Source organism: Bosea sp. AS-1 (assembly GCF_002220095.1).
Lineage (GTDB): Bacteria > Pseudomonadota > Alphaproteobacteria > Rhizobiales > Beijerinckiaceae > Allobosea.
The window spans coordinates 1,523,120-1,544,461 of sequence record NZ_CP022372.1; the positions used below are offsets into that span (position 1 = coordinate 1,523,120).

Here is a 21,342-nt window from a genome sequence, read left to right on the forward strand (position 1 = left end):
CTGCGCATCGTCGTCACTGGTTGGACCGGCCAGATCGTCCGCGCCATGCTGGAGCGCGTGCCGACGGGAGTCGAGATCGTCGCGCTTCGCCGCCCGGAGCTGGACCTCGCCATTCCCAAGACGGTCGCGCCGACGCTGCGCGCGGCCAGGCCCGATGTCATCGTCAATGCGGCCGCCTATACGGCGGTGGACCAGGCCGAAAGCGAGCCCGACCTAGCCATGCGCGTCAATGGCGAGGCGGCTGGCGAAGCGGCGCGAGCGGCTGCTGCGCTCGGCATTCCCGTCATCCAGATCTCGACCGACTACGTCTTCGACGGAGCGCTTGACCGCCCCTATTGCGAGGATGACCCGGTCAATCCGGTTTCGGCCTATGGCCGTTCGAAGCTTGCGGGTGAACTGGCTGTCGCGGCGGCGACGGAGAACCATGCGATCCTGCGCACGGCTTGGGTCTACAGCCCCTTTGGCCGTAATTTCGTACGGACCATGCTGGGGCTAGGCGCGACGCGGGACGAAGTTGCTGTCGTGGCGGACCAGATCGGCTGCCCGACCAGCGCGCTCGACATCGCTGAGGCGGTGATCGGGGTCGCGCGCAATCTGCTGGAGCGCCCGAACGATACCTCGTTGCGCGGCACCTTCCATATGTGCGGGCAGGGCGAGACGAACTGGGCGGGGCTGGCCGAGGCTCTCTTCGCCGATGCCGCCGCGCGAGGCCGCAAGCCAGTCGCGGTGCGCCCGATCACGACGGCGGAATATCCGACGCCGGCGCGACGCCCGGCGAATTCGCGGCTCGATTGCGGGAAGCTCGATGCCGTGCACGGCATCGCTCTCCCGAACTGGCGCGGCTCGGTGACGGACTGTGTCGATCGGCTCATCGCAGCGGAGCAGGGATCATGAAGGGTATCATTCTGGCGGGCGGCTCCGGCACGCGGTTGCACCCGATGACGCTGGCGATCTCCAAGCAGCTTCTGCCAGTCTACGACAAGCCGATGATCTATTACCCGCTGAACACGCTGATGCAGGCGGGTATCCGCGAGATTCTGATCATCTCCACGCCGAACGACCTGCCGCATTTCCAGCGGTTGCTCGGGGATGGCGCGGCCTGGGGCGTCAGCCTGAGCTATGCGGAGCAACCGCATCCCGGCGGGCTGGCACAGGCCTATATCATCGGCGCGGACTTTGTCGCCAAGAAGCCTTCCGCGCTCATCCTGGGCGACAACCTGTTCTATGGCGACAGTCTCTCCGGGATGATGCAGACGGCGGCCAAGCGCAGTACGGGGGCGACGGTCTTCGCCTATCAGGTGCGCGATGCCGAGCGCTACGGGGTCGTATCCTTCGATGCCACGGGCAAGGCGGTCTCGATCGAGGAGAAGCCGAAAGCGCCGAAATCGAACTGGGCCGTGACGGGGCTCTATTTCTACGATGAGCAGGTGGTCGAGATCGCGGCGAGCCTGAAGCCGTCGCCACGTGGCGAGCTTGAGATCACCGACGTGAACCGGGCCTATCTCGAACGCGGCCAGCTTTCGGTCGAGACGATGGGGCGTGGCTTCGCCTGGCTCGACACCGGCACGCCGGACAGCCTGCTGCAGGCCGGCGAGTTCGTGCGGACGCTGGAAAGCCGGCAGGATCTGCGCATCGCCTGCCCCGAGGAGACGGCTTGCCGGCATGGCTGGATCAGCCCGGCCCAGCTCGAGCAGCTTGGAGGGGCGCTCGCCAAGAGCGACTACGGCCGGTATCTCATCAAGATCGCCGCGGAGATCCAACACGGCTGAAGCCCTTCGCGCGGCACGGTCGCACGCGTTGGGGACAAACGATCAAGAGGCTTGGTTGGCCTTCGGCTGAAGGCTCGCGGATGGGCGGTGCAAAACCCCGCTCTTCGCCGCGTGCCAGGCGCGGTTGCATCGCCGCCACGGTCGCCTATGTGATGAGTGCATGAGCTTCATCGGCTGGCTGCAGAGCTTGCGTAGCGCGATTGCCCGGCAATTGACGACGGGCGATGCCTATGTCGCATTGCGCAATCATTGCGCGTCGATCGGGCTCGGCTTCGTCCTCGGAGCCCTGGCTGCGGTGTTGTGGGTCGGTTTCGGGCTCGTCGCATCCATCGCCTTCGGAGCGTTGATCGGTTACGGCCTGCGCTCCTATGTGTCGCATCGTCGCCGCGAGGCATTTCGCCGGCGGAACGGGCTGTTCTGAAAGGCAGGACGCCGGCATCGCCGGTGATGCCTGGAGCATCCCCGTATTTCTCCAGGCAGCACGATTACCGCGCGTTGCGAGGCCGAAACCCGTCCAATGACGGATCGGACCGAAGAGGTCGCCCTATTCGGTCCGAATGCCTTAGCGGCCGAGCGCCCTGATCGAGTTGCGGGTGACGAGCGCGTCGCTGGAGACGCCCGAGACCGTCGACGAGACGTCGTTGACGAGGTTCAGGAACTTCGTCAGCTCGACCTGATCCGCATTCGAGACGTAGATGACGTCGCGATCGCGCATCTCCATCTTCTGTGCCAGGAACAGGCCCTGACCCTGGCGCATGTTGACGCGGTAGATCGTCGGAATCTGCTTTTGGTCGACGGGGAAGTTCTCAAGAGAGACGCCCTGCTGTTCGAGCATGCGGCGGTTCTCCATCCGATACAGGAACACCTGTCCCGGATCCGCACGGCTATCCAGCAGGCCGCCGGCCTTGCCGACGCCGTCGGCGAGATAGAGCTTCTCGGCGTCGAAATCGAAGCGGCCTTGCAGGCCGGATGCGCCGAAGGCGGTGAAGAAGCGCTGCTCGCGATAGACGTAGACCGTATCGCCCGGCGCGACGAAGATGTTCTCGCGCGGTTCCTGCACCAGCCGGTTGAAATAGACGGTGGCCTTCCGGCCGCGGCGCTGCAGCGTGACATAAGTCTCGTGGCCCGCATATCTGAGGCCGCCCGCACGCGAGATCATGTCCAGCACGCGGTCGCCCTCGAAGTTGACCTTGAGCTTGGCCGACGCGTTGACGTCACCCACGACCGCAACTTCCGAGGCGCGGTCCACGAAGGTCACCAGCGCCTGAGGCTCGATGGCCCGGTTGGACAGGCGCGAGACGATGTCTTCCTGGATCTCGTTCAGAGTTCTGCCGACCACCGGTACGCGGCCGGCATAAGGGATCGAGATCGAGCCGCTGCGCTCGACGACCTGGGACGGAAGCGTAACGAAATTGCCGGGACGGGTGCCGGAATCCTTCGGAATGAACAGGCCGCCGGAAACGGCTTCGAAGATCGTGACCTGCACGGTATCGCCGACCGAGACGCGAATATCGGGCGCTGCGCCCTTGCCGCCGCCGAAGGACTGATGGATCGAGCCGGGTGCCGATGCGGCCGAGGCCTTGACGATCGACTCCGAGAGGTCGACCAGCGCATAGGCCATATCTGGCTGCCGGGCTTCCGGCGCCACTGAACCCGCGGCTTCGCTCGCGAGCTGATGGTGATCAGGACCCGACCGGGGCATGAACGTACATGCCGAGACGGAAGCCGCGATCATCCCGACCGATATTACGCGTACCAGACTAACTAGCATATCGTCCCCACCGGCTCACCTAACATCGCCTGAACGGCGCAAGCAAGCCGCGATCATGTTCCCTAGAAGCTTTCACGGTGGCATGTTGCATAAATGTTGTGTTTCAACTGCTGCAGCGTTGTTTCGTCAGCTTTGGAATCCGCTTCGGCTAACAATGTCTGTCGTTCTCCGCGCGGGATGCAAAGAACGTCTCGCTCAGGGCAAGTTGCCGGGCGGATTAACTCTCTTCACTATCAGTTTTGTCAGGGAGGTGGAGTTACCAGTGCATTTCTTGCTTTTGTTCGCTGGGTCAGGCAGGATCGTTCGGACGCCTTCTTGAGACAATTGATCATGCCCATGCAGAATAAGAGCCGATCCGTCGCGCCGGGCTCGCTCGTGGTCCTTGCCTGTCTCGCGACCGGTGCTGTGGCTCAGGGCCAGGAGCTTCCGGCGCAGGTTCTGCCTGTCGCCGCTCCCGCTGTGCCGACCGCCGTTCCTGCCACTCCGGTTCCCGGAACGGTCGCCCAGCCGGCTCCAGCGGCGGCGCCGTCTTCCGGCGCAGCTCCGGCGCCCGATGCCGGTCCCGATCCGATGACGCTGTTGACCGGGTCGCCTTCCTGCTTCCTGCCGCCGCTGGCTGTCGATCCTTCGGCGATCTCGGCCTTCCGCGCGGCGCCGCAGGATTTGTTGACGCCCTATCCCGACGGCGGCAGCCGGATGGCGCAGGACGTCAGGGGGCTGGCCGGCACCGATGTCCATACCGTTCCCACTCTGATCGACCTCGCAAAGAACGCCAGCCCAGGGCAGACGGCGGCGATCGGAGCCGGGCTCGCGCAGGCGGCGCGAGCCTGCGTGAGGCAGCGCCCGGATGTCGCCCAAATCATCCAGCAGTTAATCATCCGAGCCAATCTGGGACCACTCACGACAGCGTTCGTCTCCAGCTCCGGCGATGTCGCGACGGCGGCGACCGGTGGCGGCGCGGCTGCCGGAGGTGCGACCGGTGCCGGCGGCATCGGCGGGTCGCCGGGCGGCGGTGATACCTCCGGGGTGGGCGGCGGCGTGCCGAGCAGTGGGGGCGTGGGCCTTTCGCGCTTGCGTAACAACGCCACCGTCAGCACGTTCGGCGCAGGCGGAAGCACGGTGGTCATCAACATCACGCTGGGAGGGGGCTCGGTCAGTCCCGTCCAGTAGGGATCGAGCCGGGCCTTGGCGGCCGCTCCAGCGAGGGACGATCGGGTAGCATGCTTCAGCAAATCCACCATCGGGGCGATGGAAACTTCGCCGCTCGCGATGAGGTGGGCAGCGGTACGATCGACCTCGACGCGCTTCTGTCCGGGGCTCGTCGCCAAGCCAAGGTCGTCATCGGCGCCATCGTCATCTGCGTCCTGCTCGCCGCGATCTATCTGGCGACGGCGACGAAGCTTTACACGGCATCCACCGATATTCTGATCGACGGCCGTAACTTTGGCGCGAACAAGCCGGAGGATACGCAGATCGTGCTGGCGAACAGCGCGGTCGACAGCCAGGTCGAGGTGGTGAAGTCCCAGCGCGTCATCAACGGCGTGATCGACAAGCTGAAGCTGCTGGAAGATCCAGAATTCGCTGAGCCGTCGGCGTTCTCGAGCCTGTTCGGTTGGATCTTGCCGCGGCGCAGCGAGGACATCGAGGGCGCACAAGAAGAGCTGCGGCGCAAGGTCACCGACAAGCTCCTGAGTCGGCTGAACGTCCAGCGCCTGAACAAGACCTTCATCCTCTCCGTGGATTTCCTGTCGCGCGACCCCGTCAAGGCCGCGACGATCGCCAATGCGATCGCGGACGGCTATCTGCTGGAACAGCTCGATTCGAAATACGACGCCACACGCCGCGCGAGCGCATGGCTGCAGGACCGCATCGCAGAGCTTCGTGACAAGTCGCTCGAAAGCGACCGGGCGGTGCAGCAGTTCCGGGAAAAGAACAACCTGATCCAGGCTGGTGGCCGGCTTATCAACGACCAGTCGCTGTCGGAGCTCAACACCCAGCTCAGCCTTGCCCGTTCCCAGCGCGCGCTGGCCGAGGCGCGCTTCGCCCAGATCCAGTCGATCATCGAGACGCGGCAGATGAATGCTGCAGTGCCGGAGGCGCTGAGCAGCCCGGTCATCAACGACCTCCGGACGCGCTACCTCAACGCTGCGAAGCGCATGTCCGAGCTGGTCGACAGGCTGGGGACGAACCATGTCCAGGTGCTCGCCGCGCGCAAGGAGCTTCGAGACTACGAGGATCAGGTCTTCACGGAGCTCAGCCGCATTGCCGAAAGCGTCAAGAGTGAACTGCAGACCAGCCGCGAGCGCGAGCAATCCTTGCAGGAAAGCCTCGACAAGCTGATCGGCGCGAGCGCCGCCGATAATATGACGCTGGTCACGCTGCGCGAGAAGGAGCGCGAGGCGGAAAGCTATCGTGGGCTCTACCAGACGTTCCTGCAGCGCAATCAGGAGCTTATCCAACAGCAAAGCTATCCGGTGACCGATGCCCGCGTGATCACGCGGGCGACCAAGCCGGGCTCCGCGACCCAGCCGCGCACGCTGCTCGTGCTGGCCTTCAGCCTCGTCGCGGGGCTGGCGAGCGGTGTCGGCCTCGCCATGATCCGGGAATATCGCGACATCGCCTTCCGCACCGGCGACCAGGTCCGCTCCGAGCTCGGCGTCGAATTCCTCGGGATCGTTCCGGTGATGACGGCCGCCACCACGCCCAGGCCCGACCCGAGTTCGCCGCTGTCCGGCATCAATCCCTATCTGATCGCCTCCATTACAGACCCGCTCTCCCGGCTCGCCGATACGATGCGGACGGTGAAGGTCTCGCTCGATTTCGAGCAATCGGGACCGGGCGCGAAGATCCTCGGCCTTGTCTCCTCGTATAGCGGGGAGGGCAAGACGATGATCTCGGTCAATCTGGCCATGCTGCTGGGCAGCACCGGCGCGCGTACGCTGCTGATCGACGGCGACCTGCGCCGCTTCGGCCTGTCGCGCGAACTGGCCAAGGACGCCGAGTATGGGCTGGCCGATGTCGTGCAGGGCAAGGAGCCCCTCGGCGCTTCGCTGAAGCAGCTTGGCGGGCTGAATGTCTGGCTGCTCGCCTCGCCGCCGGACACGCGTGTCGCGCATTCCAGCGAGATCCTTCTCTCGGAGGGGATGAAGAAGCTGATCGAGGCAGCGTCGACGCAGTTCGACTACATCGTCATCGATCTGCCGCCGCTCGGGGCGCTGGTCGATGCGCGTGCCATCGAGCCGATCGTGCCGAACTTCCTGCTCGTCGTGGAATGGGGCGACACGCCGCGCGAAAGCGTGCGGAACATGCTCGACCACAATCCCAACGTCCATGCCAAGTGCATCGGGACGATCCTGAACAAGGCCGATCCTGTCCGGATCGGGAACTACATCTCGGATAAGCGCAACTTCTACTCCTATTCCTCCTACTGACCGTGGCTGGCCCGCCAGTGCCGAGTTTCCCTGTCGCACGCTCGTTCGCCTGCGCCGTAGCACTGACCGGGCTCGCTGCTGCCGGCTACGGAATGGTGGATTACTGGCGCGCCTGGCCACTGATGCAGGACGCCGCGCGGCTGGAAGCGGGGGAACGTTATCGCCGCATCCCGCAGCGCGAGGCCGTCGTCAATCCGCAACTGCCGCGTCCGGCGGGCTTCTGCAACGCCACGGTTGCGCGCGCGCTGGTCACGGTGCGCCTGGCCATGGCCGATGCGGTGGTCGAGTCGGACAGCTTCGCGCGCTTCGATGGAACCCTCGACGATGCCGCGCTCTCGCTGCGCGATCTGCTGCGCTGCTCGCCGCTCGACGGCAATGCCTGGCTTCGTCTTGCGATGGTCGAGGTCCAGCGCGGTGGGCCGACGCCAGCGGTCGTTCAGGCGCTGGAAGCTTCCTATCTCGCGGCGCCGGTGGATCTATGGGTCATGCGGGCGCGCATTCCCTTTGTGGCGCGGCTGGTCACCTCGGGCGTGTCAGGCCTCGAGAAACCGTTCGAGACGGAGCTCGATGTCTTCCTGGACAAGGCTTTTTCGCAGGACATCGCCGCAGTCTACGCCGCGACTCCCGAGAATGCCCGCAAGATCCTGGAGGCTCGGCTGAAAGACTTCGCGCCGCAGCGCTATGCGGGAGTGTATCGCGCCGTGATCGCGACCGGGATCAAGCCGGACGCATCGATCCTCCCGCCGCCGTCGCCGCCCGCTCCGCGCTATCCGCGTTAGATCATCAGCTCTGAACTGCGCGCCTTGTGGCAGCTCGCCTGAAGCCTGCCAGTCGCTTGCTCCGGCATCCATAGCATCTCCGTGGAATGGGGTAGTTAACACCGGTTGAATCGATCACGCAGTATTCGACCACGGCCTTCCACGTGATCTCAAAACGGCATTGGTATGCATGGCTCCATCGAGGAGCCCGGTTATGAATCTGCGCCTAAAATTGATCGTTTCCGCTGCGGCGCTATGCGTGTCTCTGTCTGCTTTTGCGAAACCCGTTAAGGTGGCATCGTTGAATGTCTATGACACTCCTGCGATGCCGAGCTTGGTCGAGCGATCCTATACGCTCGCGCCGATGGGATTTATTCGGTTCTGCATGAATTATGCTTCTGAATGCTCGGGAAGCGTCGCTGAACCCGTGGCGCTGACGCCGGATCGCCTGGCGCAGCTGCAATCGGTCAACCTTTCGGTCAACCGCCGGATCGCGCCCAAGCCTGATGCACCGGGGCAGGATATCTGGTCATTGAACGTTACGGCAGGGGATTGCGACGACTATGCCGCGCAGAAGCGGCATGAGCTGATCGCGCTCGGCTGGCCTCAGGGCGCGCTGCTGTTCGCCGCCGTGACCACGCCGCGCGGCGAGCCGCACCTCGTCATCGTCGTGAAGACCGACCGCGGTGATTTCATCCTCGACAATCTGCGCTCGCAGATCGTGCAGACCGCGGAAAGCCGCTATCGCTGGGAGAAGATGCAGTCGGCTCGCAACCCGCTCTATTGGGTCGAGGTCGGGCGCCCGGATCTCATTGCTCAGGCGCGCCAGCCTCAGCCCGCCGCTCCCGTCGCGCGGCAGAACCCAGTCCTGCGGTCCCCCGTCGTCTTGTCAGAGCTGAGATTGGCGGAGAGCAGCTACCAGGTCGCCGAGGTTCGGAGCGCCACCGGGGCCTACTAAGCCGCGTTGGCGATTCTGGCCTCGAGACGGCCGATCGCGTCGCGTCTGAAGGATTTGTCCATCGTCAGGTCGATGATACGGCCGAGGCGCTGCCGGAAGGCTTCATTCGAGAATCCCAGCGCCTTCTCGTAGCAATCGCTCGGACGGATCTCGCCGGCGCGATCGATGAAGTGCCGTACCGCCTCGACGATCGCGGAGCTCTCCTGTTCTTCGAACAGCACGCCCGTCGCCTTCGGACGGCCGAGCGGCGAGACGATATCCTCTGCGCCGCCGCGGTGATAGGCGATGACCGGCGTTCCGGCCGCCTGGGCCTCGGCCATGACAATGCCGAAATCTTCATAGGCGGCGAAGATGAAGGCGCGGGCACGACGGATGGTCTCGATCAGCTCGTCGCGCGGCACATGGCCCTTGAAGATGACATTGCTGCCGGCGATGGCGCGCAGTTTACCCATCTCGGGGCCGTCGCCGACGACGATCAAGCGCTTATCCGGCATCTGCCTGAAGGCGTCGACGACCAGGTCGATGCGCTTGTAGGGAACAAGCCGTGAGGCGACGACGAAATAGTCGTCCTTCTCCTCGCAGAGTGGAAAGCGACTGACGTCGACGGGGGGATGCACCACGATGGAATCGCGGCCGTAGATCTGCTCGATGCGTCGCCGGACCACCGTCGAATTCGCCAACAGCACGTCGGGGCCGTGCGCGGTGCGGGCGTCCCAGATCCGCAGTCGATGCAGGCTGTTGCGCAGGATGATGCCCAGCGGCGGCTTGGCGAGCGAGGAGCGCGAGAGATATTCGAAGGTCTGGTCCCATGCGTAGCGCGGCGGCGTATGGACATAGGCGACGTGCCGCTGATGGGGATGCACGATAACCCCCTTCGCGAAGGCCGCGGAGGAGGACAGGATGAGATCGTAGGCCGAGAGATCGAAGCTTTCCATCGCCGCCGGGCATAGCGGAAAGGTATGCCTGTAGATCTGCTTCTTGAAGGGCAGGCGATTGAGATAGCTCGTGATGATCTGCGCAGCGCCGAGTTTTCTGCGGTCGGCCTCTGACAGGAATTCGTAGAGCGTATAGAGATCGGATGGCCCGACGACTTTCATCATCTGCGTCAGGACCTGCTCGGCGCCGCTATAGACTGGAAGCCAGTCATGGGCGATCGCGGTTTTCACGTCCGGATTCTCCTGTCCGTGTGCGGCTGCGACTTTCGGGGTCCACAAGCCGGCATTGGATATCTGCAACGGGGTGTCGCGGTTAAGGCGTGGGCGTGGGCGTGGGCGTGGGCGTAGGCGTGGCTCCGGCGTGGTTGCGCCAGAAGCGGATGAGCTGCACGACGCTCGCCAGAGCTTGCGCCAGCGCCCCCATGAGGATGCCGACGAAGCCACCCGGCAGGCCCATGCGCGGCGCCAGCAGGAGAGTGCTGGCGACAAGCACGGCAAGGCCGACGAGCTGGACGCCGAGAAGCGAACGCTTCATCTGCGCGGCGTGTACGCCGTTCGTCAGCAGGGCAGTGCCGTAGAGTGGACCGGCCACGGCAGCTGCCCAGATCAGCAGGTTGCCATATCCTGCAAAGCGCGGGCCATAGACCAGCGCCAGTATGTCCGAGCCAATCAGCCAGGCAAGGCCGACGCCGATCAGAGAGAGCGCCTGCATCAGCAGGGCCGGAAAGAACAGCTGCTTCCAGAAGCTGCGCTGTCGGCCATCCTTGAGGGCCTTCGAGAGGCCGGGAAGCAGGGAATGGCCGAGGGAACTGACGACGACCGAGCCGAGCGCCAGGAAATGGTAGGAGGCCGCGAAATAGCCGAGCTCTTCGGCGCCGAAGAGATGCTCGAGCAGGAAGCGCGGGGCGGTGGTGGTGAAGGACATTACCGTCAGCGACACGGCCAGAGGCGTGAGGTGCATCACGATGCGCCACCGCTTCATGAGCCGCGCCGGCGACAGGGCGGCGAGTTCCCGCAGGTCGACGAAGGGCCAAAGGCGCTTGCGCTGCAGGATGAACAGGCCGAGCCAGATCGCCGCGATGACCAGCAGGGCGAGCGGCAGGTTGCGGCTCCAAGCGTAGATCGCGGCGAAGGCCGCGAAGGAGACGGCGCAGCGCGACAGGGATGTCATCGCGACGAGGCGCGTTTGCCCGGTCTGCTGCAGCCGGCCATAGATCAGGTCGAAGAAACCTTCGGCGTATTTCATCGCGAAAACGCCCAGGGAGATCGCGAGCAGGCTGGCAGAGGCGTAGTAGAAGCCGATGAAGGCCGGCAGTAGGGCGAACAGCAGCAGCGGCACGACGATGCGCAGAAACATGAAATCAGCCGGCGAGGCGCCATCCTCGCGCGAGACCAGCAATTGCTGTCGCATCGCCAGCCAGGCGAGATAGCTCGCCGGAGTCGCGAAGGCCTGCGCCAGCGTATAGTAGCCGAGGGCCATGGGGCCTTCGATCCGTGCGATGGCCGCCATGATGAGCCACTGCTGCAGTGCCAGCGCGGCGGTCGAGAGCGCCACATAGGCGGCATCGATTCCAACTCTGCGGACAGACGCTTGCGGTCTGCTCCCGTCGGAGGGCTTCGTATCGGCAGGTTCTGTCCTCAAGCCCGGCTCCCCGCCGCGAGCCCGTAGATGCGCGAGGTTTCCCGGTGCAGCGTCGCAAGCGTGAACATGTCGAGACAACGCTGGCGGGCGAACTCGCCGATGCGGGCGCGCAATGCCGGATCGCCGGCCAACCGGATCAGAGCGCCGGCCAGCGCCTCGGCATCATCGACCAGGAAGCCGCTCTCGCCATCGACGATCATCTCGGGAATGCCGCCTGAGCGGGTCGCCACGACCGGCAGGCCGCGGCCCATCGCTTCCATGACGGAGCGCGGCAGCGGGTCCGGCGTGGTCGACGGCACGCACATGATGTCGATGTCGCGATAGACCTGCACCGGCTCCGAGACGAAGCCCTCGAACGCGATGGCCTCGGCGAGGCCGTACTTCGCGATCTGGTTGCGGATCTCGCTTTCATAGGCCGGGGTTTCCTCGGCGAAGCTGCCCCGGACGACCAGCCGCAAGCCCGGTTGCTGCCGATGCGCGAGGGCGAGCGCGTCAATGAGGATGTGCAGGCCTTTCGCAGGATGGATGCGCCCGGCGAAGCCGACCGTGACATCGCCGCCGGCCTTCACCGGGGAACGTTCGTCCGGGACGGCAAAACCGTTGTAGACGACATGGGTGTTGCCAGGGAGCTCGGGGCGCGGCCAGCAGGCGCGCGAGACCAGGATGGTGCGGTCGGAAGCCGCCTGGAAGGCTTTCCAGGTCATGGTCTCGATCGTCGTATTGGCGATATCGCGGATGTGGATCACCGCTGGCTTGCCGCCGAGGCGCCGGGCGGCGATGGCGATCGCATGCGCCTTGAGCCCATTGCTGTGCACGAGGGCGACGCCTCGCTCCGCCGCGACCTGCTTGAGCCGGCGTGCCGCGCGCCAGAAATCCGTTCCTGCAGCGAAGCCGTCCTGCAGCCGGAAGGGCCGGCGGATCGCGCTGACCGAACCGAATTCCACGACATCGAACGGAATGCCCAGCTCCGTGGCGCGACGGCTGAGCGGCCCTTCCGTCGGCACAGCCAGGCAGGGGCGGACGTGCGGATTGGCCATCAGGTCCATGAGCGATCGCTCCGCACCCCCTTTGAAATCAGGCACGGGCGCGAAGAAGAGAACGGAGACGGGAGCCATGGTACCTGAGGGTAAGATATCTCGTGCGCGTTTATCGGGGCGATGCATTGTTTTTACAATGCAATAATGGCATCAGAGAAAACGTTATAAAATCCTTTTGGGCTAGCATGAGCAGGCTTTTTGACGACCTTCGGGCCAATACGGGTCATACCGGCTTTGCTCGCTTCCTCGTTGGTCTTGTCTATAACCCGGGTTTTTTGACAATTGCATTGCATCGAGCCAGCGTGCGCTTGCGGCAATGGGGGCCGGTCGGGCGTTTGCTGGGGATGCTGGTCTGGCGTCTCTCGGTCATGGTGACCGGTTGCTTCATCTCGGCCCGTGCGCGGATCGAAGGTGGGCTCAAGTTGCCTCACCCCGTGGGTATCGTGCTGGGGGATGGGGTGCGGATCGGCCGCGGCGTCACGATCTACCAGAACGTCACTCTCGGACTCGCGCGCTTCCCGGAAACGGCGAGCGTTTCGCCAGATCTCTACCCGACTATCGAGGACGGGGTTGTCCTCTATGCGGGCGCCGTCGTGCTCGGCTCGGTGACGGTCGGCGCCAACGCGGTGGTCGCAGCCAACGCCGTCGTCACCCGTGACGTGCCGGCCGGCACGGTGGCTGCCGGCGTGCCGGCCAGAAACCGGCCGCTGCGCGGCTAGGCTTGGCGCCGCGCTGAGACATCATGCGCTTTGCCGAAATGGCGGCCGGGGAGTAAAGGCGTCAATCCGATCGACCTCGCTGCGGCGGCTTGTCATGCGCCTGAAGATCTTCGGTTCGCTGCTCCTGCTCCTGCTGCCCTGGAGCATAAGGCGCCGGCTGATGAACCGGTTCTTCGGCTATCGTATCGCGCCCACCGCCCGGATCGGATTTTCGCTGGTGCTGCTCGACGAACTCGTTCTCGATGAAGGGGCCCGCATCGGCCATCTCAACCTCATCAAGTCCTTCGACCGGCTCGAGATGCGGGTGATGGCCAAGATCGGCGACCGCAATCACATCAGCGGTATCGGCAGCCGGAACGCCAAGCATTTCGGCGACGAGATCGGTCGCAAGCCGGAAATCGTAATGGGCGAGCATGCCTCGATCACGGGCCGTCACACGATCGATTGCTGCAACCGGATCGAGATCGGCCGCTTCAGCACCATCGCGGGGCCGGGGAGCCATATCCTGACGCATGGGATCAGCATCAAGCGCAACCGGCAGATGTCGAGCCCGGTCCGGATCGGGCAGTATTGTTTCGTCGGCGCCGCCTGCGTGATCCTGAAGGGGGCGGTCCTGCCCGATTTCAGCATTCTCGCGGCCAATTCGACGCTGCACCGCGCTTTCGATGAAAGCTACGGGCTCTATTCCGGTGTGCCTGCCCAGCGCGTGCGGGCGCTTGATCACGATTGTGCCTATTTCCACCGCACAATCGGCTATGTGCCCTAAGGTTGGGCTCTGGGGTGCGGATGTTATCCTTGCCGCGTTTCTTTCTGACGGGCGATCCGGGCCCGTGCTATTGTTGATGGATTGCGCGGCTAATGGCAGGGACGATGGCACGGGAGATCGCTGTACGACGTGACGATGCGCTAGCGCCCGTCGCCACGCCGCATGAAGCACTGGCCTCGATCCGTGCCTATCTGCGTGGTGGCGCCATCATTGGCGCCGCCCTGGTCCTTGGGCTCGGTGGCCTAGCCTATGGCACGCAGATCTCCGGAGCAGTGATCGGCGCCGGCCAGATCGTCATCGAATCCGAGGTCAAGAAAGTCCAGCATCAGACCGGCGGTACGGTCGGCGAGCTCCTGGTCAAGGAGGGCGCGCGGGTCGAGGCCGGCGACCTTCTGCTGCGGCTCGACGATGTCGTGCTGCGGTCCAATCTCGGCGTCATCCAGTCCAACCTCGACGAGATGGCTGCCCGACAGGCGCGGCTCGAGGCCGAGCGCGACGGGATCGGCGCCATCACGTTTCCGCCCGAGCTGCGCGCCCGGGCCGGCGAGGACCCCCAGATCGCGAAGCTGATGACAGGCGAGCAGCGGGTCTTCGATCTGCGACGCGAGGCCCGCAACGGGCAGCGCGCCCAGCTCAAGGAACGCATCATCCAGCTTCACAAGGAGATGGACGGCCTGCGCGCCCAGATCGAAGCCAACAAGCAGGAAGTGGTGCTGATGGGCAAGGAGCTGGAGAGCGTTCGCGATCTCTGGCGCAAGAACCTGGTGCCGATCTCGCGCGTCACGGCGATCGAGCGCGATTCGGTTCGTACCAGCGGCGAGGGCGGGCGGCTGGTTTCCTCGCTCGCCGCCGCTGGCGGCAAGGTCAGCGAGACCGAACTCCAGATCCTGCAGATCGATCAGGATCTGCGCAGCGAGGTCGCCAAGGAGCTGCGCGAGATCCAGGCCAAGGTCGCCGAATTGCGGGAGCGGCGGATCGCGGCCGAGGATCAGCTTCGCAAGACCGATCTGCGCGCACCCCAGGGCGGTATCGTCCACCAGCTCCAGGTGCATGTGAAGGGAGAAGTGCTCCCAGCCGGCGAGCCGGTGATGATGATCGTTCCGAACCAGGACGCACTGGCCGTCGAGGTCAGGGTGGCGCCGACCGATATCGACCAGGTTCATGTCGGCCAGGCCAGCACGCTCAGGTTCCCGTCGTTCAATGCACGCACGACACCGGAGATCAGTGCGACGGTGTATCGCGTCTCGGCGGATTCGGAGACCGACAAGCGGACTGGGGCGAGCTTCTTCAGCGTCCGCATCGCGCTGGAGCAGAAGGAGCTCGACAAGCTCGGCACGACGAAGCTCGTTCCCGGCATGCCTGTCGAGGCCTTCATTCAGACCGAGCAGCGCAGCATGTTGTCCTATCTGCTGAAACCGGTCAGCGACCAGATGGCCCGCGCTTTCCGCGAGAAATAGCGGAAAGAAGGTGCCCGCGGCCGCAAGGGCGCGGCCGGTGACCGACCGGAAGCCTGGCGCCGGAGGGACTGCGCAAGTCGTCGCGCGTGCTTCCGTTGCGTTCGAAGCCGGCTTGCAAGCATTTCCGCGAGACCGTGGCGCGGGCGACACTTCGCGATTATGATGAAGTCAGCTATCGAATTTGGACGGATCGTTGTTTGGGTCCGACAAAAGGTTTTTGGAAATGGTTGCGTCCAGCGTCGGTCGGGTTCTCGCTGCGCCGAGCGGCGTTTGTTTCGAGATGCTCGATACAGCCGAGGCGGCCCCCTTGCGGGTATTCGTGACTGCGGAGGCGCTGAGCGGAGACGTGCTCGAGCCGATCCGCAATCCGGACGAGATGTTGTCTGCCTTCGAGGCTTCACGCCCTTGGATCGAGATGGCGGCAAAGGGCCTGCATGATCGCTACGGCGCTTCGCCGGTCCTGATCCGCGACATTCCGATGGTGATCTGAGTTTCGCGGGCGAAATTGTGGACGAGGTGGAATCGCGCTGCGGCTCTCCCGTCTTCCGGCCGTCACTGGCGCTTGCCTATGAAGGCATGGCTATTGCCGCGTGCCGGCCAAGGATTCGACATGGGAGCGTGCTGGCTCTCCAAGCGAATGGGAACCTCCCGCCCTTTCCCTGGCTGTGCGAGAGGGGCCTGCCGGTCGGTTCGTCCTGACGGGTCTTCGTCCGCAGGGGCCGCGACCAGCGGCAACCTCCCGAAGCGAAGGCACGGGTAGTGGCCTGCGAGAAGAGAAGGGCTTGTCGTGCTGACAGATATCTTTGGACGTCGCCGGCCCCGCGTGGCGAACAGGCTCGGCCGGTCGCGGCGGCTTCTGCCGGCCGCTTGTCTGGCCAGCGCGATGATGGGCTTCGGCAGTTGGTCCGCCCCCGCCACGGCGCAGGACCTGATCGCGGTGACCGGGCATTTCCTCCATCACAGTCGGTTCTATCCGCAGTATGGGCCTTACTGGCGCGTCGACCTCACGCTCCCCCTGGTGAAGGAGCTTGGCGTCAAGACAGTTCACGAGGCGATCTATTCGCTCGAGGCGCCGCAAAGGGCGCTGATCTCCGGCGGCAAGACCGATCCGGCAACGCTGCGGATCGTGGAGGAGAACCGTCGCCTCGTCGGTCAGTGGCTCTCGACCTATGACGCATCGGGCGTGAAGGTCGTGCTCGCCGTGCTCGGATTGCCGCCCAAGACGCCACGCGAGATCGCAAAGAACACCGAGATGTTCGCCTGGGTCACGGAGCTCGTCGCGGCGCATCCTTCCGTCATCGCCGTGCAGATGCATAACGAAGCCAACCTGCCCCAGTTCTGGAAAGCGACGCCGGAGGAATATGTCGACACCTATCGTCCGCTGGCGCAGGCCATCAAGGCCAGGCGACCGGATGTCAGGATCGTCGGCGGCGCGATCTCGAGTCTGTGGTGGGGACCGGGGATCGGCTGGCTCAAGCGCGCCGTAGACCATGGCCTGCTCGACTTCGCCGACAGCATCGCCGTCCACCCCTACAACGTCGATTCGCCGCCGGAGGTAGACCCGCACTGGCGCGGCGCCCCAGTCACCGATCCGGATCAGCGCGAGAAGGCGCTGCAGGCCTTCTGGAAGCAGATCGAAGGCTGGAACAAGACGGGCAAGCGGCTCGACCTGTTCTTCACCGAATTCGGCTGGAACACCGCGACCACGGGGCGCGCCCATGTGGATGAGGCGACGCAGGCCGACTACCTCGCGCGCAGCTTCCTGATTTTCCAGGATGTGCGCCTCAAGGGCGTGCCGCTGCGCTCGGCACATTGGTACGACCTGAAGGATGACGGCGAGAAGGACGACAAGGGCGAGCACCGCTACGGCCTCGTCAGTTACGACCTCACCCGGCGCAAGCCGGCCTTCCAGGCGATGAAGGCCCTGAACGCCTATTTCGGCCAGACCGACGCCTTCGAGGTGTCCAAACGCCGGGTCGAGGTCAGCACCCCGGGGGCACCGGTCAAGGTGAAGTCCTGGCGCCGCAAGAGCGACGGGGCGGAGGTCATCGCCTTCTGGTCGACAGGGCTCGACGGCGTTCAGGGCGGGCAGGCCGCTGCCACCTTGCGGATCGACGGCATCAAGGCGGCGACCGGGCGGCTTTTCTTCGCCGACGAACGAAAGCCGCAGAGCATCAATCTGAAAGCCGAGGGCAGCGGAAGCGCCGCTTCCGTCGAGGCGACCTCGCGTCCGCAATGGATCGAGCTTCCGGGGCGTTGACAGCTCACCACGGGACGGCACTCGGGCTGCTTCAGGCCAGCTCGGGCACTCGGCCTTGCATGCTCAGCCACTGGGCAGAGGGCTGCCCGTGCCTGTTCCGAGGAAGCGCAACGTCGCGTTCTCCAGGACGACGCAGGTGAGCATGCCTGTCGCATAGGCGGCCGTATCGATGTTGATCCGGTCCGGCCCGATCTCGGGAGCCGAGGTTGGCGTGTGCCCGTGGACCACCACGCGCCCGAAGCGGTCCGGCTGCGTCAGGAACGGTTCGCGGATCGTCGTCAGAACATCGACGCCATGCTCGGCGATGGGCTTTCCGGACTCCAGGCCAGCATGGACGAAGACATAGTCGCCCAGGCTCAAGCTCGTTCCCAGGCTGGCGAAGAAACGCAGGTGCTCGGGTGGGAGGGCCGCGCGCAAAGCCTGGGCGGTCTGCTCCAGCGAGCGCCGGAAGGCCTGACGCGGTGGGGAGATGCCATAGGAGGCGAGTGTCTCGCGTCCGCCTATGCCCAGCCAGCGCGGGCCGAAGCCGGGATCGTGCAGGAAGCGCAGCAGATAAAGCTCGTGATTGCCGGCAAGACAGACAGTCGCCATGAAACGACCCGTCCTCAGCAGAAGCTCGATCACCTCTGCCGAGCTAGGGCCGCGGTCGATGTAATCGCCCAGGAAGACCAGCAGCGGCGCCGCGATGGGATGCTCCCTGATGTCCGTGCCAATGGCGAGCACGAGCTCCTTCAGCAGGTCTGCCCGGCCGTGAACGTCTCCCACCGCATAGACGCGCACGCCCTGTGGCAAGGATGCGCCGGAGGGGCTGGGGCGTGCCGAAGGGGGAGGTGAAGCAACAGGGTCCATCTGCGTAGACTTGCTCATTCCTCGTTAAGACGACATTAGATCGCTAAGCGCCCGGCGAGGTGCGATGGGGCCAGTCGGCTTTTGGGACAAGCATCGGGGGCGATGGCGAGGGGACCTACAGGAGGAGAGCTTGGCCTCCGGCGCAAGCGTCGCGAGCGCCTGTTGCCGCCTGTGGACACAGTGCTGCGTGCTGCCTTCTACCTCGTGCTCGGGCTCGCCGTGGTCGGCCTCGGCGCCGTCGACCGCTTCGTCTTTGCGATCGTCGCCTTCGGCGTCTTTGGAATCTGGCTCGCTGCGAGCCTGCTGCTGACGATGCCGCCCCGACTGGCACGCTGCCATGCCGTGATCAACTGGGCCATTCTCGCCGTGCTGGGGCTTACGGCGGTCCAGATCATCCCCTGGCCGGCCGGAAGCCTGCTCAACCCCATCTTCTCGCAACCGTTGCTCGGCGGCGGGCATCTGGGCAGCATAACCGCCAATCCATCGGCCACGATCTCGGCCTGTCTGGCGATCATCATGCCGCTGGCCGGGATGTCCACAAGCATGCTGCTGCATCAGAACGAGATCGCGGCTGTCAGGTTCATCCGGCGCGGCGCACTTTTGGGCGGCCTCATCATCGGGCTCTCCCTGATCCAGTTCATGGCGTTGCCAGACACGCTGCTGCTGTTTCGCAAGATGCATTATCGCGACAGCTTCACCGCGACCTTCGTCAACCGCAACACCGCCGCCACCTTCTGTGGCATCGTGCTGCTGCTGGCGACCACGCTGACGCTCAACGATCTGGCCTGGCAGCGCGGTGGCCATTCAGTCCATGCGGCCCCGGTCTCGCGTTCCACCTGGTCGGAGTGGGCGTTGCGACTGGTGATTCCGGTCGCTGCCGTCGGGCTTGCGCTCACGCGTTCGCGCGCCGGCGTCTCCTCCACGCTGGTTCCCCTGATCGCCGTCCTGGCACTTTACGGCTATTCCGTCCTGCGCAGCCAAAAGCTGACGCTGGGCAGGGCCGGGCGGGCGATCCTGATCGCCGCGGGGCTGCTCGCCATCGGCGTGCTGATTCTCGACCAGTTGCTCGACCGCTTCGAGGCACAGGGCGCCAACAGCGCGCGATGGTGCGTCTACGGGACGATGCTGAACGCGTTCCTGGACAGGCCGTGGCTGGGAATCGGACTCGGCGGTTTCGAGACGTTCTACCCGATGCGGCGTGACCCAGCCTGCGGAATCTATGGCGAGTGGGAGTATCTGCATAGCGTCTATCTCGAGATTTTGCTGAGCGGCGGTGTCGTATTCTTCCTTTTCGCGCTGGCGCTAATCATTTGGATGGCGCGACTATTCTTTGCCGGTTACATGAGGCGGCGCGGCTTCCGAGTTGTTCCGCTCGCCGGCGGCGCGGTTCTGATGTTGGTGCTACTGCATTCGATATTGGATTTTTCCGTCCAAATTCCCGGAATCGGACTGGTTGTGGCCGCAATTTTCGGTTCTGTCATGCCAATTGCGTCGCGTTCTCCGCGAAGAAGAGCGGAGCGATATTCCGTTAATATTGTGTTAAAAGACTAACTTGACCAAGCGTCAAATTTTAGGATATTCGTAACCAAGGGCTGATGCGGCGCTCGTGGTTTTTCCCCGTATTTGTTTCGGAAGGGTTTTGCTCATGGTTGACGTCAGCACGATTGACAACAATTTCAACGGGATGGACGGCAAGGAATTCAACGGCGAAGGCCGTATCTCCGCAACGTCCAAAGCCGATATGATTTTCGTCCATGGCGGCGATACCCTGGTGAATGCGGGTGCGGGTGACGATCTCGCTTTCGGCGGCGCAGGCAACGACAAGATCGACGCCGGCGACGGTAACGACGTCGTCTATGGCGGTGCAGGCAACGACATCCTCGGCGGCGGCGCGGGCAACGATGTCCTGATCGGTGGCGACGGCAACGACCAGCTCGATGGCGGCACCGGCGACGATGTCCTCAGCGGCGGCTCGGGCAACGACACCTTCAACTTCAAGGCCGGCTTCGGCCACGACATCATCACCGATTTCACCTTCGGCGGTGCGGAAGGCGACAAGCTGAACATCTACGCCGGCGCGGCCGGCAACGCCAAGAACATCACCATCACCTCGAAGGCGGATCTCGACGCGCTCGTCGACAACCACCTCGCGACCAAGACCGTCGACATCCACGGTGCCGCGACCTTCACCTTCAATGGCGGCTCCGACTCGCTCACCTTCCTGAACTACGAGGAGCAGACCTCGGGCACTCCCAACGCGTCCGGATCGAGCGGGGACGACGTGCTGCACACCGGCACGCTGGCCGGCCAGATCACGGGCGGCGCCGGCAACGACATCGCGATCGCCGGTAGCGGCGATACCAATGCCAATGGCGGTGCCGACCACGACGTGGTGATCGGCGGCGCCGGCAAGGATCTCGTCAGCGGTGGCGCGGGCGACGACGTTCTCTTCGGCGGCAACGGCAACGATACGCTGGCCGGCGGCGCGGGCAGCGATATCCTGACGGGCGGCGCTGGCGCCGATACCTTCCTGTTCAAGGATGATTTCGGGCACGACATCGTCACCGACCTCAACTTCGACGAGGGTGACTCCCTGTCCTTCAATTCGGATGTCACCGGTCTGGTGAAGATCACCTCCGATGCGGAGCTGCAGAGCTTCATCGCCGCGCACAGCGCGACTTCGGTGGATGGCGATACCAACCTGCTCATCAACATCGACGCCGACCACAGCATCAAGCTGATCGGCCATGGCTCCGGCGCCGTGGTTGTTTGACGTCTTCCGTCATTGATCCATGAGGAAGGCCCGCGGAGGTTGCTCCGCGGGCCTTTTTCGTGACGACGGGCAAACGCGAAAAATGCTCTGAGCGGAGCGGCAGCGCTCGCGCGGCAGTTTCGATCATGCCCGGCCCGCTTTCGGCGGCATTGCGCTTCTATTTTTACTGTCGTTGCGCAAGGCAGGAATAATTCGGTCAAGGTCTGCTGGTCGAGAT

General features: G+C 64.5%; 19 protein-coding genes. 14 read left to right on the top strand and 5 right to left on the bottom strand.

Annotated elements, in window-relative coordinates:
* The 3 genes from rfbD to CE453_RS08850 all read left to right on the top strand — a co-directional run bounded on the left by rfbD (position 1) and on the right by CE453_RS08850 (position 2,190).
* Positions 1-894, top strand: coding sequence for a dTDP-4-dehydrorhamnose reductase (gene rfbD / locus CE453_RS08840; protein WP_089177792.1), 894 nt, complete (start codon positions 1-3; stop codon positions 892-894).
* Positions 891-1,769 (top strand): glucose-1-phosphate thymidylyltransferase RfbA, encoded by an 879-nt coding sequence (gene rfbA / locus CE453_RS08845; protein WP_089174249.1) that lies wholly within the window; start codon positions 891-893, stop codon positions 1,767-1,769. The genes rfbD and rfbA overlap by 4 nt, the downstream gene beginning before the upstream one ends.
* A gap of 160 nt (positions 1,770-1,929) precedes the next feature.
* Complete coding sequence (locus tag CE453_RS08850) at positions 1,930-2,190, top strand: hypothetical protein (protein ID WP_089174250.1); 261 nt, start codon at positions 1,930-1,932, stop codon at positions 2,188-2,190.
* A 141-nt stretch (positions 2,191-2,331) separates the two neighbouring features.
* Here CE453_RS08850 and CE453_RS08855 read toward each other — a convergent pair whose 3' ends face one another.
* A complete protein-coding gene (locus tag CE453_RS08855; RefSeq protein WP_248308005.1) occupies positions 2,332-3,390 on the bottom strand; it encodes a polysaccharide biosynthesis/export family protein in 1,059 nt (352 codons plus the stop codon).
* Between the two features lie 480 nt (positions 3,391-3,870).
* Here CE453_RS08855 and CE453_RS08860 point away from each other — a divergent pair, with 480 nt between their 5' ends.
* The 4 genes from CE453_RS08860 to CE453_RS08875 all read left to right on the top strand — a co-directional run bounded on the left by CE453_RS08860 (position 3,871) and on the right by CE453_RS08875 (position 8,687).
* Entirely contained in the window at positions 3,871-4,710 is an 840-nt protein-coding gene (locus CE453_RS08860; protein ID WP_157732958.1) for a hypothetical protein, read from the top strand.
* A gap of 50 nt (positions 4,711-4,760) precedes the next feature.
* Entirely contained in the window at positions 4,761-6,971 is a 2,211-nt protein-coding gene (locus tag CE453_RS08865; protein WP_089174253.1) for a Wzz/FepE/Etk N-terminal domain-containing protein, read from the top strand.
* Positions 6,972-6,988: 17 nt separating this feature from the next.
* Entirely contained in the window at positions 6,989-7,750 is a 762-nt protein-coding gene (locus tag CE453_RS08870; RefSeq protein WP_157732959.1) for a hypothetical protein, read from the top strand.
* 193 nt (positions 7,751-7,943) lie between these two features.
* A complete protein-coding gene (locus CE453_RS08875; protein WP_210191867.1) occupies positions 7,944-8,687 on the top strand; it encodes a transglutaminase-like cysteine peptidase in 744 nt (247 codons plus the stop codon).
* On the opposite strand, the gene CE453_RS08880 is transcribed toward CE453_RS08875, so the two are convergent.
* The 3 genes from CE453_RS08880 to CE453_RS08890 form a co-directional block, all read right to left on the bottom strand.
* Positions 8,684-9,853 carry a glycosyltransferase gene (locus CE453_RS08880; RefSeq protein ID WP_089174256.1) on the bottom strand — a complete coding sequence of 390 codons (1,170 nt, stop codon included), beginning with the start codon at positions 9,851-9,853 and terminating at the stop codon, positions 8,684-8,686. The genes CE453_RS08875 and CE453_RS08880 overlap by 4 nt on opposite strands.
* Positions 9,854-9,935: 82 nt before the next feature.
* Positions 9,936-11,177, bottom strand: coding sequence for a polysaccharide biosynthesis protein (locus tag CE453_RS08885; RefSeq protein WP_089174257.1), 1,242 nt, complete (start codon positions 11,175-11,177; stop codon positions 9,936-9,938).
* A gap of 83 nt (positions 11,178-11,260) precedes the next feature.
* A complete protein-coding gene (locus tag CE453_RS08890) occupies positions 11,261-12,310 on the bottom strand; it encodes a glycosyltransferase family 4 protein (protein WP_157732961.1) in 1,050 nt (349 codons plus the stop codon).
* 293 nt (positions 12,311-12,603) lie between these two features.
* Here CE453_RS08890 and CE453_RS08895 point away from each other — a divergent pair, with 293 nt between their 5' ends.
* From CE453_RS08895 to CE453_RS08915, 5 genes are all read left to right on the top strand, one after another.
* Complete coding sequence (locus CE453_RS08895; protein WP_248308006.1) at positions 12,604-13,020, top strand: LbetaH domain-containing protein; 417 nt, start codon at positions 12,604-12,606, stop codon at positions 13,018-13,020.
* 94 nt (positions 13,021-13,114) lie between these two features.
* Positions 13,115-13,786 carry an acyltransferase gene (locus CE453_RS08900; RefSeq protein WP_089174260.1) on the top strand — a complete coding sequence of 224 codons (672 nt, stop codon included), beginning with the start codon at positions 13,115-13,117 and terminating at the stop codon, positions 13,784-13,786.
* Positions 13,787-13,890: 104 nt separating this feature from the next.
* On the top strand, positions 13,891-15,243 hold the full coding sequence (locus CE453_RS08905) for an HlyD family type I secretion periplasmic adaptor subunit (protein WP_089177793.1): 1,353 nt from the start codon (positions 13,891-13,893) through the stop codon (positions 15,241-15,243).
* A 193-nt stretch (positions 15,244-15,436) separates the two neighbouring features.
* A complete protein-coding gene (locus CE453_RS08910) occupies positions 15,437-15,733 on the top strand; it encodes a DUF1488 family protein (RefSeq protein ID WP_157732962.1) in 297 nt (98 codons plus the stop codon).
* Positions 15,734-16,126: 393 nt separating this feature from the next.
* On the top strand, positions 16,127-17,503 hold the full coding sequence (locus CE453_RS08915) for a glycoside hydrolase family protein (RefSeq protein ID WP_089174262.1): 1,377 nt from the start codon (positions 16,127-16,129) through the stop codon (positions 17,501-17,503).
* A gap of 63 nt (positions 17,504-17,566) precedes the next feature.
* Here the strand turns inward: CE453_RS08915 and CE453_RS08920 are convergent, their stop codons facing one another.
* Positions 17,567-18,295 carry a metallophosphoesterase gene (locus CE453_RS08920; protein WP_157732964.1) on the bottom strand — a complete coding sequence of 243 codons (729 nt, stop codon included), beginning with the start codon at positions 18,293-18,295 and terminating at the stop codon, positions 17,567-17,569.
* 237 nt (positions 18,296-18,532) lie between these two features.
* Between CE453_RS08920 and CE453_RS08925 the strand changes: the two genes are divergently transcribed.
* Both CE453_RS08925 and CE453_RS08930 read left to right on the top strand, forming a co-directional pair.
* Complete coding sequence (locus tag CE453_RS08925) at positions 18,533-19,903, top strand: O-antigen ligase family protein (protein ID WP_210191868.1); 1,371 nt, start codon at positions 18,533-18,535, stop codon at positions 19,901-19,903.
* A gap of 94 nt (positions 19,904-19,997) precedes the next feature.
* Positions 19,998-21,125, top strand: coding sequence for a calcium-binding protein (locus CE453_RS08930; RefSeq protein WP_089174265.1), 1,128 nt, complete (start codon positions 19,998-20,000; stop codon positions 21,123-21,125).
* The last annotated feature ends 217 nt before the right edge of the window (positions 21,126-21,342 follow it).

Excerpts from the sequence above, each read along its gene's own strand:
- rfbA (WP_089174249.1), top strand. The coding sequence starts at position 891 with ATGAAGGGTATCATTCTGGCGGGCGGCTCCGGCACGCGGTTGCACCCG.
- CE453_RS08850 (WP_089174250.1), top strand. The coding sequence starts at position 1,930 with ATGAGCTTCATCGGCTGGCTGCAGAGCTTGCGTAGCGCGATTGCCCGG.
- CE453_RS08855 (WP_248308005.1), bottom strand. The coding sequence starts at position 3,390 with ATGGCCTATGCGCTGGTCGACCTCTCGGAGTCGATCGTCAAGGCCTCG.
- CE453_RS08860 (WP_157732958.1), top strand. The coding sequence starts at position 3,871 with ATGCCCATGCAGAATAAGAGCCGATCCGTCGCGCCGGGCTCGCTCGTG.
- CE453_RS08865 (WP_089174253.1), top strand. The coding sequence starts at position 4,761 with ATGCTTCAGCAAATCCACCATCGGGGCGATGGAAACTTCGCCGCTCGC.
- CE453_RS08875 (WP_210191867.1), top strand. The coding sequence starts at position 7,944 with ATGAATCTGCGCCTAAAATTGATCGTTTCCGCTGCGGCGCTATGCGTG.
- CE453_RS08890 (WP_157732961.1), bottom strand. The coding sequence starts at position 12,310 with ATGGACCTGATGGCCAATCCGCACGTCCGCCCCTGCCTGGCTGTGCCG.
- CE453_RS08900 (WP_089174260.1), top strand. The coding sequence starts at position 13,115 with ATGCGCCTGAAGATCTTCGGTTCGCTGCTCCTGCTCCTGCTGCCCTGG.
- CE453_RS08905 (WP_089177793.1), top strand. The coding sequence starts at position 13,891 with ATGGCACGGGAGATCGCTGTACGACGTGACGATGCGCTAGCGCCCGTC.
- CE453_RS08915 (WP_089174262.1), top strand. The coding sequence starts at position 16,127 with ATGATGGGCTTCGGCAGTTGGTCCGCCCCCGCCACGGCGCAGGACCTG.
- CE453_RS08930 (WP_089174265.1), top strand. The coding sequence starts at position 19,998 with ATGGTTGACGTCAGCACGATTGACAACAATTTCAACGGGATGGACGGC.